This is a genomic window from Hymenobacter negativus (assembly GCF_016056375.1).
GTDB classification, from domain to species: Bacteria; Bacteroidota; Bacteroidia; order Cytophagales; family Hymenobacteraceae; genus Hymenobacter; species Hymenobacter negativus_A.
On the sequence record NZ_JAEDAE010000001.1, the window covers coordinates 296506 to 309905 of the forward strand.

Annotated in this window: 11 protein-coding genes and 1 other RNA gene; 5 read left to right on the forward strand and 7 right to left on the reverse strand. The window is 61.4% G+C overall.

Features of this window, described 5'->3' with window-relative positions:
• Window positions 1–13 precede the first annotated feature (13 nt).
• The 4 genes from I7X13_RS01305 to ffs all read right to left on the reverse strand — a co-directional run bounded on the left by I7X13_RS01305 (window position 14) and on the right by ffs (window position 1955).
• Window positions 14–700 carry a cell division ATP-binding protein FtsE gene (locus I7X13_RS01305; RefSeq protein ID WP_198070369.1) on the reverse strand — a complete coding sequence of 229 codons (687 nt, stop codon included), beginning with the start codon at window positions 698–700 and terminating at the stop codon, window positions 14–16.
• 5 nt (window positions 701–705) lie between these two features.
• Window positions 706–909 (reverse strand): fructose-6-phosphate aldolase, encoded by a 204-nt coding sequence (locus I7X13_RS01310; protein WP_196288256.1) that lies wholly within the window; start codon window positions 907–909, stop codon window positions 706–708.
• A 105-nt stretch (window positions 910–1014) separates the two neighbouring features.
• Entirely contained in the window at window positions 1015–1671 is a 657-nt protein-coding gene (gene fsa / locus I7X13_RS01315) for a fructose-6-phosphate aldolase (RefSeq protein ID WP_198074073.1), read from the reverse strand.
• A gap of 186 nt (window positions 1672–1857) precedes the next feature.
• An RNA gene (gene ffs / locus I7X13_RS01320) (signal recognition particle sRNA small type) lies at window positions 1858–1955 on the reverse strand.
• Window positions 1956–2173: 218 nt separating this feature from the next.
• Between ffs and guaA the strand changes: the two genes are divergently transcribed.
• Complete coding sequence (gene guaA, locus I7X13_RS01325) at window positions 2174–3709, forward strand: glutamine-hydrolyzing GMP synthase (protein ID WP_198074074.1); 1536 nt, start codon at window positions 2174–2176, stop codon at window positions 3707–3709.
• Between the two features lie 173 nt (window positions 3710–3882).
• Entirely contained in the window at window positions 3883–4587 is a 705-nt protein-coding gene (locus I7X13_RS01330) for a type 1 glutamine amidotransferase (protein WP_198074075.1), read from the forward strand.
• Between the two features lie 307 nt (window positions 4588–4894).
• Here the strand turns inward: I7X13_RS01330 and dgt are convergent, their stop codons facing one another.
• On the reverse strand, window positions 4895–6262 hold the full coding sequence (gene dgt, locus I7X13_RS01335; RefSeq protein ID WP_198074567.1) for a dGTP triphosphohydrolase: 1368 nt from the start codon (window positions 6260–6262) through the stop codon (window positions 4895–4897).
• 143 nt (window positions 6263–6405) lie between these two features.
• Window positions 6406–9417 (reverse strand): M1 family metallopeptidase, encoded by a 3012-nt coding sequence (locus I7X13_RS01340; RefSeq protein WP_198074076.1) that lies wholly within the window; start codon window positions 9415–9417, stop codon window positions 6406–6408.
• A 164-nt stretch (window positions 9418–9581) separates the two neighbouring features.
• Here I7X13_RS01340 and I7X13_RS01345 point away from each other — a divergent pair, with 164 nt between their 5' ends.
• Window positions 9582–10016, forward strand: coding sequence for a DUF1810 domain-containing protein (locus tag I7X13_RS01345; RefSeq protein ID WP_198074568.1), 435 nt, complete (start codon window positions 9582–9584; stop codon window positions 10014–10016).
• Window positions 10017–10091: 75 nt separating this feature from the next.
• Window positions 10092–10595: a DUF1648 domain-containing protein gene (locus tag I7X13_RS01350; RefSeq protein ID WP_198074077.1), complete on the forward strand. Its 504-nt coding sequence runs from the start codon at window positions 10092–10094 to the stop codon at window positions 10593–10595.
• 34 nt (window positions 10596–10629) lie between these two features.
• Here I7X13_RS01350 and I7X13_RS01355 read toward each other — a convergent pair whose 3' ends face one another.
• A complete protein-coding gene (locus I7X13_RS01355) occupies window positions 10630–11310 on the reverse strand; it encodes a DUF1361 domain-containing protein (protein WP_198074078.1) in 681 nt (226 codons plus the stop codon).
• Window positions 11311–11461: 151 nt separating this feature from the next.
• On the opposite strand from I7X13_RS01355, the gene I7X13_RS01360 reads away from it, so the two are divergent.
• Window positions 11462–13333 carry an ABC transporter substrate-binding protein gene (locus tag I7X13_RS01360; RefSeq protein WP_198074079.1) on the forward strand — a complete coding sequence of 624 codons (1872 nt, stop codon included), beginning with the start codon at window positions 11462–11464 and terminating at the stop codon, window positions 13331–13333.
• Window positions 13334–13400: the final 67 nt, after the last annotated feature.

Consider the following 13400-nt stretch of genomic DNA (forward strand, 5'->3'; position numbering starts at 1 on the left):
TGACGGCCGAAATTTAGGCGCTGAAGCGGCGGGCTGAATCCAGCAGTTCGCCGTCCTTGCACGTCAATACGCGGTGCGGGTATTGCTCTATCAGCTGAAAGTTATGCGTCGCCATCAGAATTGCTGTACCGGCGTTATTAATCTCACCAAACAGCTGCATGATGCTGGCCGACACGTCCGGGTCGAGGTTGCCGGTGGGCTCGTCGGCCAGCAGCAGCACGGGCTCGTTGAGCATGGCGCGGGCGATAACCACGCGCTGCTGCTCGCCGCCCGAAAGGCGGTGCGGCATGCGGTTGGCCGCGCCGCTCAAGCCCACGCGCACCAGCACGTCCGAAATGCGCTGCTGCTTCTGCGACTTGCCCTTCCAGCCCGTGGCATTGAGCACGAACATCAGGTTTTCGGCTACCGTGCGGTCGCTCAGCAGCTGAAAGTCCTGAAACACAATGCCCAGCCTGCGACGCAAGTACGGTACTTTACTGGCCGGTAGTTTCGGCAGCGAAAAGCCGGCCACCGTGCCTGTGCCGCTTTGCAGCGGCAGGTCGGCGTACAGGGTTTTCAGGAGGGATGATTTACCCGACCCGGTGCGGCCCACGAGGTAGCAAAACTCACCTTTTTCCAGCGAAAAAGTTACGCCCTGCAGCACCGCCTGCTGCTCCTGCATTATCGTGGCATCGTGCAGCTCAATAACGTTCTCGGTCATACGGTTTACAAGCTCAATGGCTGCAATTTGCCAAACTCCAACCCCGAAATCACAGCGGCCAGCTCCGTTTCCTTGCCCTCAAGGCCGTAGCGGTGCAGGTCTTTCAGCGGCCGGTCGGCCCGGAAATAGGCGATGAGCACAAAGGCTTCGTCCCGCAACTGAATGTAGTCGGGGATTTTGGCCTTGCCTTTTACTTTGATGATATACATTTTTCGAGTTATGAGTTAAAAGTTAGGAGTTATGAGTTGGAACTATAAGCGCATTAGCAACCTGACAATGAGCTCATAACTCCTAACTTTTAACTCATAACTCAATTACGAATTTACCTTCTTGTGGTCGGCCAGGAATGTCGCCAGGCCTTTTTCCGTGAGGGGATGGTTGAACAGGCCCATAATCACGTTGAGCGGGCAGGTCACCACGTCGGCTCCAATTTCGGCGCACTGGATGAGGTGCGGCACGTGGCGCACCGAGGCAGCCAGGACTTCCGTCGGGTAGCCGTAGTTGCTGAAAATCTGTACGATTTGCTCAACCAGTTGCAGGCCGTCGTGGCCGATATCGTCGAGACGACCCACGAACGGCGACACGTAAGTAGCGCCGGCTTTGGCGGCCAGCAGGGCTTGGCCGGCGGTGAAAATCAACGTGCAGTTGGTCTTGATGCCCTTGTCGGAAAAGTACTTGATGGCTTTCACGCCGTCCTTAATCATGGGCACTTTCACCACAATGTTGGGGTGCAGCTCGGCCAGGGCCTCGCCTTCGCGGATGATGCCGTCGAAATCGGTGGCAATGACTTCGGCCGACACGTCGCCGTCCACCAGCTCGCAGATTTGGCGGTAGTGAGCCATCACGCTGTCGATGCCGCGAATGCCTTCCTTGGCCATCAGCGACGGGTTGGTGGTCACGCCGTCGAGGACGCCCAGCTCCACGGCTTCGCGGATTTCGGCCAGATTGGCGGTGTCGAGAAAGAATTTCATAACGGGGTCTTAGGGACTTGGGAACTTAGGGTCTTAGTGTGAAAAGGGAATGTCTTGGCCAAAAACCAAGACCCTAAGTTCCCAAGTCCCTAAGACCCCAAACGAAAAAGAATCGGCCCCAAAGCTACTCATTCGCCCGCCAAAATTGCGGAACGGAGCAGCGTCGGGGCCGACCAGAAAGGGCAAAAAAAAGCAAGCCAAAATCGCACCGCTACAACCGCCTACCCTTGCTACCTTCCGGTCCTGGGGGAGTTCAGCGGGAGCTGGTCGTTCTGACTTGCCGGTGCAAAGGTAATCACGGATTCGTCGGATTCCACACGGATTCACCGGATTTTGTGGCCGCCGTGCGCCGGCAAGCAGGCGCGGGCGCAGGTAAGCGGCTGATTGCATTGGAAATGCCCGTTGGTGTAGCTCGGCGAAAAATATTTTGCGGGTCGGTTAATCGTCTACAAAATCCGGGAAATCCGCAAAATCCGCGGAAATCAGTGGTTAACTTTGCGCCATGGAACGACTTATCATCCTTGATTTCGGCTCGCAGTACACGCAATTGATAGCCCGGCGCATTCGCGAATTGCACGTGTTCTGCGAAATTCACCCCTACACCCACGCCCCGAACCTCGTCCTTAGCGATGATATTCGGGGCGTTATTCTTTCCGGCTCGCCGTGCTCGGTGCGCGACGCGGACTCGCCCAACCCCGACCTGAGCCACATTCTGGGCCGGGTGCCGGTGCTGGGCGTGTGCTACGGCGCGCAGCTGCTGGCCCAGCAGGGCGGGGGCGAGGTGACGCCCGCCACCATCCGCGAGTACGGCCGGGCGCGGCTGTCGTCGCTCGATGCGGCCTCGCCGCTGCTGGATGAGATGCACGTGGAGTCGCAGGTCTGGATGTCACACGGCGACACCATTGAGCGCCTGCCGGCCGGTTACCACATCATAGCCAGCACGCCGGAAGTGGCGGTGGCCGCTTTCAAAATTGAAGGCCAGGACACGTATGGTATTCAGTTTCACCCCGAGGTGACGCACTCCACCGAGGGCAAGCTGCTGCTGCGCAACTTCGTGGTTGACATCTGCCAGTGCGCCCAAACGTGGACGCCCGACCACTTCGTGGATTCGGCCGTGACGGCGCTGCAACACACCATCGGCCCCGACGACCAGGTGATTCTCGGCCTTTCGGGCGGCGTGGATAGCAGCGTGGCGGCGTTGCTGTTGCACCGCGCCATTGGTCCGCGCCTGCACGGCATTTTTGTGGACAACGGCCTGCTGCGGCAGGACGAGTTTGCCACTGTACTCAAAGCTTATGAAGGCCTCGGCCTGAACGTGACCGGCGTGAATGCCGCGCCCGAGTTCTACGCCGCGCTGGCGGGCATCAGCGACCCGGAGGGCAAGCGCAAGGCCATCGGCCGCACGTTTGTTGAGGTGTTTGACCGGGAGGCGCAGAAGGTGCAGGGCGCGCGCTGGCTGGCCCAGGGCACTATTTACCCCGATGTGATTGAGTCGGTGTCGGTGCACGGCTCGTCGGTCACCATCAAGAGCCACCACAACGTGGGCGGCCTGCCCGAGAAGATGAACCTGAAGATTGTGGAGCCGCTGCGCATGCTCTTCAAGGATGAGGTGCGCGAGGTGGGCGCGGCTCTGGAGCTGCCGGCCGAGATTCTCAACCGTCACCCCTTCCCCGGACCCGGCCTGGGCATCCGCATCCTGGGCGACATCACCCCCGAAAAAGTAAATCTGCTCCAGCGCGCCGACGGCGTGTTCATCGACCTGCTCAAAAAGCACGGCCTCTACACCCATGTGTGGCAGGCCGGCGCCATGCTGCTGCCCATCCAAAGCGTGGGCGTGATGGGCGACGAGCGTACCTACGAGCGGGTGGTGGCCCTGCGCGCCGTGACCAGCGTAGACGGCATGACGGCTGACTGGGCGCACCTGCCCTACGATTTTCTGGCCGAGGTGAGCAATAAAATCATCAACCAGGTGCGGGGTATCAACCGCGTGGTGTACGATATTTCGAGCAAGCCCCCGGCGACGATTGAGTGGGAGTAAACGCTCTTTCTGAAATTTATATAGAACGTCATGCTGAGCGCAGCCGATGCATCTCTACGCAATAGTAATTTGGTTTACTTGTGCGGTAGAGATGCTTCGGCTGCGCTCAGCATGACGTTTTTCTTTGCTATATAATAACCAAAATGACCATGCGTTTCCACTGCCTCCAACACATGCCCCACGAGGGCCCCGGCCACGCGGCCGACTGGCTGGCCGCGCACGGACATTCGCTCACGTTCACGAAGCTTTTTGAGCCGCAGCCGCAGTTTCCCTCTTTGGCCGATTTCGATGGATTGCTGATTCTGGGCGGGGCCATGAGCGTGCACGATGAGGAAACCCTGCCGTGGCTGCTCGCTGAAAAGGCCTTCATCCGCGAGGCGTTGCGAGTGGGTAAGATTACGCTGGCCATTTGCCTGGGCGCGCAACTGGTGGCCGAGGCGCTGGGCGGTGAGGTACGGCCCAACCACGCGCCCGAAATTGGGTTCTGGACGGTGCGGTTTTCGGCAAAGTCGCTGGAGCACCCGCTGCTGCGCGGGTGGCCCGAGAAGGCGGCCGTGCTGCATTGGCACCTCGACACGTTTACAGTGCCGCCGGGCGCGATGCGCGTGGGAATGTCGGCGGCTACGGCTACGCAGGGGTTTGTGTGGGGCGATGGGGTGATTGGGCTCCAGTTTCACCCCGAGATGACGGTGGCTATGGTGGAGCAACTCATGGCCGACGAAGAGCACGAGCAGGCCGAAGAGCAGGAATTCGTGCAGACGGCGGAGCAGATTCGCAGTAAGCTGAAATCAGTCTGGAAGGGACGCAAGCTGCTGGAGTCGCTGCTGGAGAATCTGGTGGCGGTGCATGTTAAGGAAATAAATTTGCTGAAAAATTAATTCTCGAAATAATAGAGCATCAAAAAGCCGCTTCGAGTTACTGAAGCGGCTTTTTGATGCATTAATAAAGCAATGTCAACAGAGACGCAATACTACTTGATTCCAATTGTTGCCTTCGCAGCGTTTGTGGTCAGCATCTGGCTTGCGCACCGTTTTATCAAAGCGCAAACTATAACCTGGGGTGTACGAATAGCGCTTTGGACTGGCGCGCTATTGCTCAGTAGTGGGGCGTTTTTGGGCTTGGTATTGGTAATGTTATTCGCATTTATGGCTCATCATCCGATGGACCCGCCAATGAAATGAGGCCTTAAAACCCCTTCGGCAACTCAATCCCCTTAATCGTCTTGTACAGGCTCAGCGCGTTCTGGTCAGTCATACCGGCTACGAAATCCGTCAGCAGCAAAATCTTTTCATAGGCCGAAACATCTGCCTGATGCCCTTCGGCGCGGAACTGCTCGGGGAGCAGCAACAGGAGCTTGCGGCTGCGGTGGCCCTGGCTGTGGTCGAATACGGCGCAGAGGAAGGCGTCGAGCAGGCCGCCGAGGACTTCGAAGCCGGCGGCTTCGATTTCGAGGACGGGGCGGCTGCGGTAGAGCTGGTGGATGCTCAGCCGCTGCACTTCCTGCAAATCGGTCCAGCAGCTGAGCTCTTTGATGAGGGACTGGTCGTACTCGCCACGCAGGATGGCGGGGGCATGGTGGGCGAAAAGGGCGGCCAGCTCGTTCACCAGCTTGCCGATGAGGCGGGCACGGACGTAGCCCAACTCCTCGCGCCAGTCGTGCCACTGCACGCTACCCACGCGGTCCGCCGGGTCGTTGAGCATGCGCTTGAGCAGTGGCAGGCCGGTTTCGGGGGCAATGAGGCCGAGCTTGAGGCCGTCTTCGAAGTCGATGATGCGGTAGCAGAGGTCGTCGGCGGCTTCGACGAGGAAGGCCAACGGGTGGCGGTGGTAGAAGCCGGCTTCGGCATCTTTGGCCAGCAGGCCCAGCTCGGCCGCCACGTGCCGGAAGCGGGCGGCTTCGGTCTGAAAATGGCCGTATTTCTTCTCGGAAGCGCCGCCGACTTTCGCCGCATCGCCCACCAGGCTGGGGCGCGGGTACTTGGTGAACGCGCCCAGTGTGGCGTAGGTGAGGCCCAGGCCGGCGCTGCCGCTGCTGTGCGCGGCATAGGTGTGCGTGAGGATGCGGAAACCGGCCGCGTTACCCTCGAAATGCTGCAAATCGGCCACTTCGGCGGCGTTAAGGTGTGCCAGATACGGCGCAGCGGCGGGGCTGAGGAAGTAGCTGCTGATGGCATCCTCGCCGGAGTGGCCGAAGGGCGGGTTGCCGATGTCGTGGGCCAGGCAGGCGGCAGCCACTATGTCGCCGCAGTCCTGGTCGAGGTTGGGCAATTGCGCGGCCAGTTCGGCATCGGCCTCCATGAGGTGGCGGGCGGCGAGGCGGCCCAGCGAACGGCCTACCACAGCGGTTTCGAGCGAGTGGGTGAGGCGGGTGTGCACGAAATCGGTTTCGGGCAGGGGCATCACCTGGGTTTTGCGCTGCAAGCGCCGGAACGCGGAGCTGAATACCACGCGGTCGTAGTCCTGCACGAAGGCCCCGCGCACGGGGGCGGCGCTGGCGGGCGGCAACTGCTGGTCGGGGAAGCGGCGCTGCGAGAGCAGGCGGGGCCAGGACATTTCAGTCAAGAGAATACGGGAGGAGGTGAATAAGGCGTTTGTCATCCTGAGCTTGCGAAGGACCTTCTCACATTTGAATTGGATTACTGCTAATCGTTCAGCGGTGAGAAGGTCCTTCGCAAGCTCAGGATGACAGATGGATTTTACCGCGCCAGCTGCTCATCGAGCTGCCGGAAGGGGTTGAGTGTATTCAGATTCAATACAAAGCGGATGCGGTCGGTGAAATCTTGGCGGTTGCTGGGGAAGCCGTTGGCGTACTGCGACCCGGCCACGGGCAGGTAGAATTGCAGGATGTCGCGCAGCACGGGCACCACCAGGCCGGCATCGTAGTAGAGGCGCTGGGCGGCGCGGGTGGTCGATTCGCTGGTAATGAACCGGTCGTGGGTTGCCCCAAAATCGGCGAAGACGGCGAGGCGCGTGATGGGCAAATCGGCTTGCAGGTTGACGGTGCTGAGCCATTTGGTATCGGCCACGGGCAAGTAGCCTTTGAAAGCGCCGTCGCGGTCGTCGGTCTGGTGGAGCTGGGCCGTGACGCTGTGCGAAATCTGCTGGCGGTCGAGGAAGGCGGTTTGGCGGCGGTAGTCGGGGCTGCCGCTCAGGCCGAGCACGAACTCCGGATTGCTGGGCTGCTGCAAAAACCGGCCGCCGAACAGACGTGCCTGCACCCGCTTGCCCCGCGAATAGAAGCGGAAGTAGCTGGCGCTGGCCCGCAGCAGCAGGGCCTGGCGGTTGTTGGCGTCGTCGGCGCTGCTGGCAATCATGCGGTTCAGGTCCACGCCGGCGCTCCAGCCTTGCAGCCCGTTGCTGTGGCCCACGCCGTAAGTCACGGCCTGAAACACGCCCGTGCGGTCGCGGTCCTCGTCTTTCACAATGGTATTGGCGACGGTGAGGCGTTGGTGTGGGCTTGCGCCCGGCGCGTGGGGCCAAGCAAAGCTCACGCTCGGCTCGTATTTGATGTAGCGCTCGAAGCGCTGCACGTCGAAGGCAATGGTGGCCTGCCGCGATAGGTGCTGGGGCAGCACATTCAGCTGAATGCGGCCGATGCCGTTCAGCTCGTTGCGGCTGAAGCTGTACATGGGCATGGCTAGGTATTGCAGGCGCTTGGGGGCCAGCGGGTTATTGTAGAACGCCGCGCCGAGCATGAATTTATCCGAAGTATTGGCCCCCAGCACCGGCAGCCAGCTGATGGTGGCCTTGTCCCAGCGCTCCACGCTGGCGAGCGGTCGCAGGCGGATAGGAGTGGCGCGCGAAGGGTGGTCGGCCACGGTGAGGCGGTCGTTGCGGCGGTTAAGCTCGGGCGTCACGTAGTTGGCATCCACCACCAGAGCCGCCACGTTGGCCCGCTTGAAGTTGAGCTGGCTGGTGGCTTCTTCCTCGGCATTGGGGTCGGTGTTGCCGAAGGGCGCGGTCCACAGGGTTTCGAGCACCCGGCCGTTAGCATCGACCGACGACACCGGCACGGCCCAAGGCGTGGGCGAGTCGGTGCGCACCAGCACCTTCACCACGTCGTTGAAGCTGGCCAAGGTCTGCAGGTCGGCGTCGTAGTGCTGCGTGTTGGTCAGCATGCCCTGAAAAAACCAACCCAGCTTCTGGCCCGTGCTTTCCTCAAACACGGCTTGCATGTCCTCGGGGTAGGGGTGCTTGAACTGCCACCGCTCGTAGTAGAGGTGCATGGCCGCGTCAAATTTGGCCTGCCCGAGGTAGCCGGCCAGGTATTTCAGCAGCGAGCCCGTTTTCTGGTACACCACGATGCCGTAGTTGAGGGTCGTGTAATCGGCCGAGGTGAGGCCCTGCACCGGCTGGTCGAGCCCGCGGCTGGCCAGGGCCTGGTAAGGCACTTGGTCGAAAGCAGCGCGGGGCAGCTTTTCGAGGCCGAAGGTGCGGGCAATGCGTGGGCTTTGGGCAAAGCCCATGAATCCGCCGGGCTTGATGGTGTCCAACTCACTCACACGGCCTTCCTCGTAGGTGTTCACGCCCTCGTCCATCCATGGAAAGTCCCGCTCGTTCGAGCCCAGGATGCCGTAGAACCAGTTGTGGCCCACCTCGTGCACAATGGCCTCGGGCTGGGTCACGGTCACCATCGGATATTCCATGCCGGAGCCGGCGCTCAGCGCCCCATCCACGGCGGTGGCGGCCGAGTAAGGGTACTCGCCCACCCAGCGCGAGTAGTAGGTGAGGGCATCGTTCACATCCTGCAGGCCTTTTATCCACTTCGTCGCCTCGCGGTTGGTGAAGAGCACCCAGGAGGTGACGGTGCGGCCCGAGGGCAGCGTCACGCCACTTTTGAGCACGTTGAAGCGCTTATCGGCAAACCAGGCGAAGTCGTGGATGCGGTCCTGCTTGTAGCGCAGGGTTTTGGTGGTGGCATCGGAGGCTGGGAATTTCAGGTCGGTGCCAAAAGCCTCGGCGGTTGTTTTGCTGGCAGCGGTGGCGGCTAGGGCGTCCATGCGGGCGCGCTCGTCGGGGTTTTGCAACTCGCCGGTGGCGCCCACGGTGTAGTTGGAGGGCAGAGTGATGGTGACATCGAACGAGCCGAATTCGGAGTAGAATTCGCCCTGGTCGAGGTAGGGGATGGGGTGCCAGCCGCGCCGGTCCAGCACGGCGGGCTTGGGGTACCACTGCGTAATCTGGTAGCTCTGCCCCACGTGCCCAAACCGCGAAAACGACGCCGGAATTTTCACCCGAAACGGCGTGCTGATGCTGGCCGTGGCCCCCACTGCCAGCGGCTGCGGCAGCACCAGCTTGGCAATGTCGGCATTGTTGGGGTCGAAAACCAGCTTGGCCGGCTGGCCGTTTACCTTGAAATCGAGCCCATCGATAAAGCCCCGGTCCTCTGCCTTAGCGAACTGGAATCGATTCTTGCCGTCGCGCAGTTGCTGCCTGGCAAAGGCCGTCGAATTGTCTTTGTAAGCATTCGGCCACAGGTGAAACCAGATGAAGGCGAGGGCCTGCGGCGAGTGGTTGACGTAAGCCAAATCCTCGCGTCCGGTGAGGAAGTTGGTCTTGTCATCGAGCGCCACGTCGATGGAATAATTGACTTCCTGCTGGAAATAGGGGCCGGCGGCTTTAGGGGGCGTGGGCTTGGGCGTGTGGCGCTGGGCCAGGGCGAGGCCGGGTAGCAGGGCCAGCAGGCCGACGAGTATGCGTTGGGTCATGGTCAGAAGCAAGGGCGGGAGTAGCGCCGCGCCTACGGGACGAAGCTACGGCGCGGTATGCGACTTGCGGGGAGGCAGGAGGATGGAAATTGGCTGCAATCGGTGAGAAATCGTAAGTAGAGGTGTCCGCTTTCCCAGCAAACCGTTCAGCAATTCGCATGACCATGGCTGCCAAAAACAACCTCCAACGATTCACTGACGCCCAATCCTCGTCCTACCAAACAGCACTGTCTGAAATCAGAAATGGCCGCAAGCGCAGCCATTGGATGTGGTTCATCTTCCCGCAAATTCAGGGCCTGGGTCTGAGTGAAACCGCCCGATTCTACGCCGTAGCCGATGTCCAGGAAGCGAAAGAATATTTGGCTCATCCCGTGTTGGGGGCGCGGCTGCTGGAAATTTGCCAGGCGTTGCTCGGGCTGGCTTCCAGCAATGCCCACGACATTTTCGGCAGCCCCGACGACCTGAAGCTAAAGTCTTCGATGACGCTGTTTGCGGCGGTGGGCAGCAGCCCGGTTTTTCGGCAGGTGCTGGATAAATTCTATCAGGGAGCCCAGGACGAGAAAACGCTGCGCATCCTAGCCGCGTCAGCCAATTCCTGAGCCGCTTTGTAATGAAACCCTGACCGCCGCGATAGATGCTTCAGCAAGAAAAGTAGCCCCGCTGTTGACCAGAAAATGGAAGCAAGACCGAAAATTGACGTGCCCCAAACGGCGGCCGACCATGCGACAGAACTATTCGCCTGGAGCGCCCTGGTTCTGCTTTGGGGCCTGACTATCTGGGGCCTGTTCACCTTGCCCGCCACCATTCCGGTGCATTTCAACGGGGCCGGCGTGCCTGACCATTACGGTGAAAAGAGCAGCCTCCTGCTGCTGCCGCTGGTAGCCACTGTGCTGTTTGCCGCCCTCACGGCGGCCGGCAAATTCCCCCACGTACTTAACTATCCGGCCGAAATCACGCCCGCCAACGCGCTGGGCCAGTACCGGGAAGCCATCCGCCTGACTCGCGGTCTGAAAATTGGGATGGTGCTTGTTTTTCTCCTGCTGGTGTTTCAAACCGGGCAAACGGCCACCGGAAAGACGGCCGGTTTGGGCGCGTGGTTTATGCCCGTCACGTTAGGGTTGCTTTTTTTGCTGCCGGGTTTGTGGTACTGGGTCACTATATCCCGAGCCCGAGCTTAAGAGGTATTGAAATGCCTTGATTTTAAGGCTCATGCTATTGCTCGTGCGTGCGGCCCATCAGCCGTACCGTACCGTAGCCTACCAGTAGAAACAGCCCAAAAATCAGCGTCACGCCCCATGTTCCGGGAAAGGAGAAAGGGTGCAGAATCCGGTTCACGATATCGAAAAACAACGTGAGTGGATTGGTGACTATGTTCCAAGAATTGAAGCGTAGGTAGCGGCCCAGGTAGATGCCGAAACTGCTGAGCAGCAGCGCCACGGCGGCAAAGCCCCAGCCGGCTCCAAATCCCAGGCGCTGCTGCACCAGCCGCTGCATGTCGGAGAGAGAGGCGTAGGCCAGCATCAGGCCATTCCAGGCGCAACTCAGTATCAGGGCCAAATCGTACCAGAGCGGCACGCCGGGGCGGGTGTCGAGGTGGAATAAATCGGTGAGAATGTAGGGCGCATTAGGGAAAAACAGCAGCCACACCGCGCCCACCGGCACCAGCATGCGTGCCCGCAGCGGCCCTTTGGCCGTGCCCAGCATGGTACTGAGGGCAAAAGGCACCACGGCCAGAAACAGGTTCCAGAGCATAAACAGGAACGTGAGGCGGCCCGTCAGCAGCACGCGGCCCGCCACCAGCAGGACGCTCAGGGCCACGGAAGCGGCCAGGGCGAACACCAGCGTGAGCCGGGCGCGGGTGAAGGGCTGGCCGGAAAGGGTGGTTGCTTGCATAAGGTTAAAGTTAATGCCGAAGCGCCGGTAGTAGTTACGTCGGCTTCGGGCAAACGACAAAGCTCTGCCCCACGGGCTGCGTGTCCGCCGGGAGGCATTTATGGCTAATTTTGCGCGGCTTACCACGGGGGCAAGCGTGTTTTCTGGTTCAATGACGTTCACTCCTTCGCTGCGGCGGCCGCTTCGGTGGCTGGTAGCCGGCCTGCTGCTCACCAGTCCCGCGCTGGCCCAAACGCCGGCTAAGCCCCAGCCGACTAGCCCTGCGCCCGCCACCAAGCCGCCGGTTGCCAAGCCGGGTGCTGCTGTGCCCACCAAGCCGCAGCCCGCCAGCGCTGCGCCCGCTAAAAGTCAGCCCGCCAAGCCGCAGCTGGCCAAACCCAAGCCCACCGCCGTGCCGCCCGCCGAAGCCGGCGTGCGCTACCGCAGCGGCAAAACCCAGCTCGACCAGGGCAACTACGCCGCTGCCCTGGCGCAACTGGAGCCGCTGGCCCAGCCCACCGCCCGCTTCGCCCGCGCCGCCGATGCTGCCTACCTGGCCGCCGTGGCCAACGCCCGCCTTAAGCAATGGCCCGAGGCCGAGCAGCTCCTCAACCTGCTCCGCACCGAGTATCCGGCCTACCCGAATATGCCCGATGCGCTGTTTCTGCAGGCGCAGGTTTCGTTTGAGCAGGAGGACTTCGACACGGCCCTCAAAACCCTGACTCAGCTTCCTGCTGATAAATTGGTGGCCGAGCGCGAGGCCATGAAGGCCACCTACCTGCCGCGCATCAAGGAGCGCAACACCTGGCAGCGCAACCTGCGCCGCTACCCCGACGATGCCACCCTGGCCCGCGCCTACGCCGACCACCTCATTGCCGGCGGCGCCTTCACCGATGCCGACCGTCCGCAGCTCGATGAGCTGATTGCCAAATTCAGCCTCGACCCCGCCCGCTACACGCCGCGCCCCCGGCCCGTATCGGTGAAGAAAACCAGCTACAACGTGGCCGTGCTGCTGCCCTTCGAGCTGGCCGACCCCAGCTGGCAAACCCAGCGCAAAAACCAGTTCGTAACCGACCTCTACGCCGGCCTGCGCCTGGCCCAGGACAGCCTGCAGCGGGCCGGCCGCCCCATCCAGCTTTTCGCCTACGACACCGGCGCCGATACCCTCACCCTGAAGCAAACCCTGGCCCTGCCCGAGCTGGCCGGCATGGACATGCTCATCGGCCCGGTCTATAAATCAGGCGCGAAGCTGCTGAGCCGCTACGCCCGCGAACACCAGATTGTCTGCGTCAACCCGCTCTCGCAGGATGGTGATTTAGTAGTTGATAACCAGTGGCATTACCTGTTTGCACCCAGCTCGGCCACGCAGGGGCGGGTGGCGGCACAGTTTGCGCTCAATGCCTTTGGGGCCGGTCGGCCGGGGCTGGTGCTGTATGAAGACAGCAAGGACGACGCCGATTTTGCTGCCGCCTACAAGACCACGTTTGAGGAACAGGGCGGCAAAATCAGCGCCCTGCGCCGCTTTAATCCCGATGTGGACGAGAGCCTCGCCGCCGCCTTTGCCGGGCCGGAATTGGCCGCCTCCAGCCACGTGGTGGTGGTGTCCGACAACCGCCGCATTGGCCCCTACGCGCTCCGGCTGGTGCAACAACAGCCCGCCGCCACGCGCCCCGGCGTGCTGGCTCCCGGCTCCTGGCTCGACAATCCGCGCCTCGACGTGAGCCAGCTCAACGGCCCCGCCACCTACTTCATCCAGCCCAAATACTACGACGAGCAGGCGCTGGGCTTCCGCCGGTTCCGGCAGCTGTATTTGCAGCGCCAGCACCTGCCGCCGTCGGTGTTTGCCAGTCAGGGCTTCGAGCTGCTGCTGTATTTCGGCAACGTGCTGTTTCAGTACGGACCGGCATTTCAAACCGGCCTGTCCAGTGCGCCGCAAGCCACGGGTGCCATCTTTGAAGGCGAAAGCTACCCCGGCGGCGCGCACGACAATCAGGTGGTGCCCATCGTCAAGCTCAGCGGCCTGGAGTATCAGGTGATGCGCTAGATTATTTTACAATTGATAAAACGTCATGCTGAGCGCAGCCGAAGCATCTCTCCCGCTTCGGCTGCGC

What these genes read in the sequence shown, in the direction of transcription:
- I7X13_RS01305 (WP_198070369.1), bottom strand. Translation starts at nt 700, where the DNA reads ATGACCGAGAACGTTATTGAGCTGCACGATGCCACGATAATGCAGGAG.
- I7X13_RS01355 (WP_198074078.1), bottom strand. Translation starts at nt 11,310, where the DNA reads ATGCAAGCAACCACCCTTTCCGGCCAGCCCTTCACCCGCGCCCGGCTC.
- fsa (WP_198074073.1), bottom strand. Translation starts at nt 1,671, where the DNA reads ATGAAATTCTTTCTCGACACCGCCAATCTGGCCGAAATCCGCGAAGCC.
- dgt (WP_198074567.1), bottom strand. Translation starts at nt 6,262, where the DNA reads ATGTCCTGGCCCCGCCTGCTCTCGCAGCGCCGCTTCCCCGACCAGCAG.
- guaA (WP_198074074.1), top strand. Translation starts at nt 2,174, where the DNA reads ATGGAACGACTTATCATCCTTGATTTCGGCTCGCAGTACACGCAATTG.
- I7X13_RS01345 (WP_198074568.1), top strand. Translation starts at nt 9,582, where the DNA reads ATGGCTGCCAAAAACAACCTCCAACGATTCACTGACGCCCAATCCTCG.
- I7X13_RS01330 (WP_198074075.1), top strand. Translation starts at nt 3,883, where the DNA reads ATGCCCCACGAGGGCCCCGGCCACGCGGCCGACTGGCTGGCCGCGCAC.
- I7X13_RS01350 (WP_198074077.1), top strand. Translation starts at nt 10,092, where the DNA reads ATGGAAGCAAGACCGAAAATTGACGTGCCCCAAACGGCGGCCGACCAT.
- I7X13_RS01310 (WP_196288256.1), bottom strand. Translation starts at nt 909, where the DNA reads ATGTATATCATCAAAGTAAAAGGCAAGGCCAAAATCCCCGACTACATT.
- I7X13_RS01360 (WP_198074079.1), top strand. Translation starts at nt 11,462, where the DNA reads ATGACGTTCACTCCTTCGCTGCGGCGGCCGCTTCGGTGGCTGGTAGCC.
- I7X13_RS01340 (WP_198074076.1), bottom strand. Translation starts at nt 9,417, where the DNA reads ATGACCCAACGCATACTCGTCGGCCTGCTGGCCCTGCTACCCGGCCTC.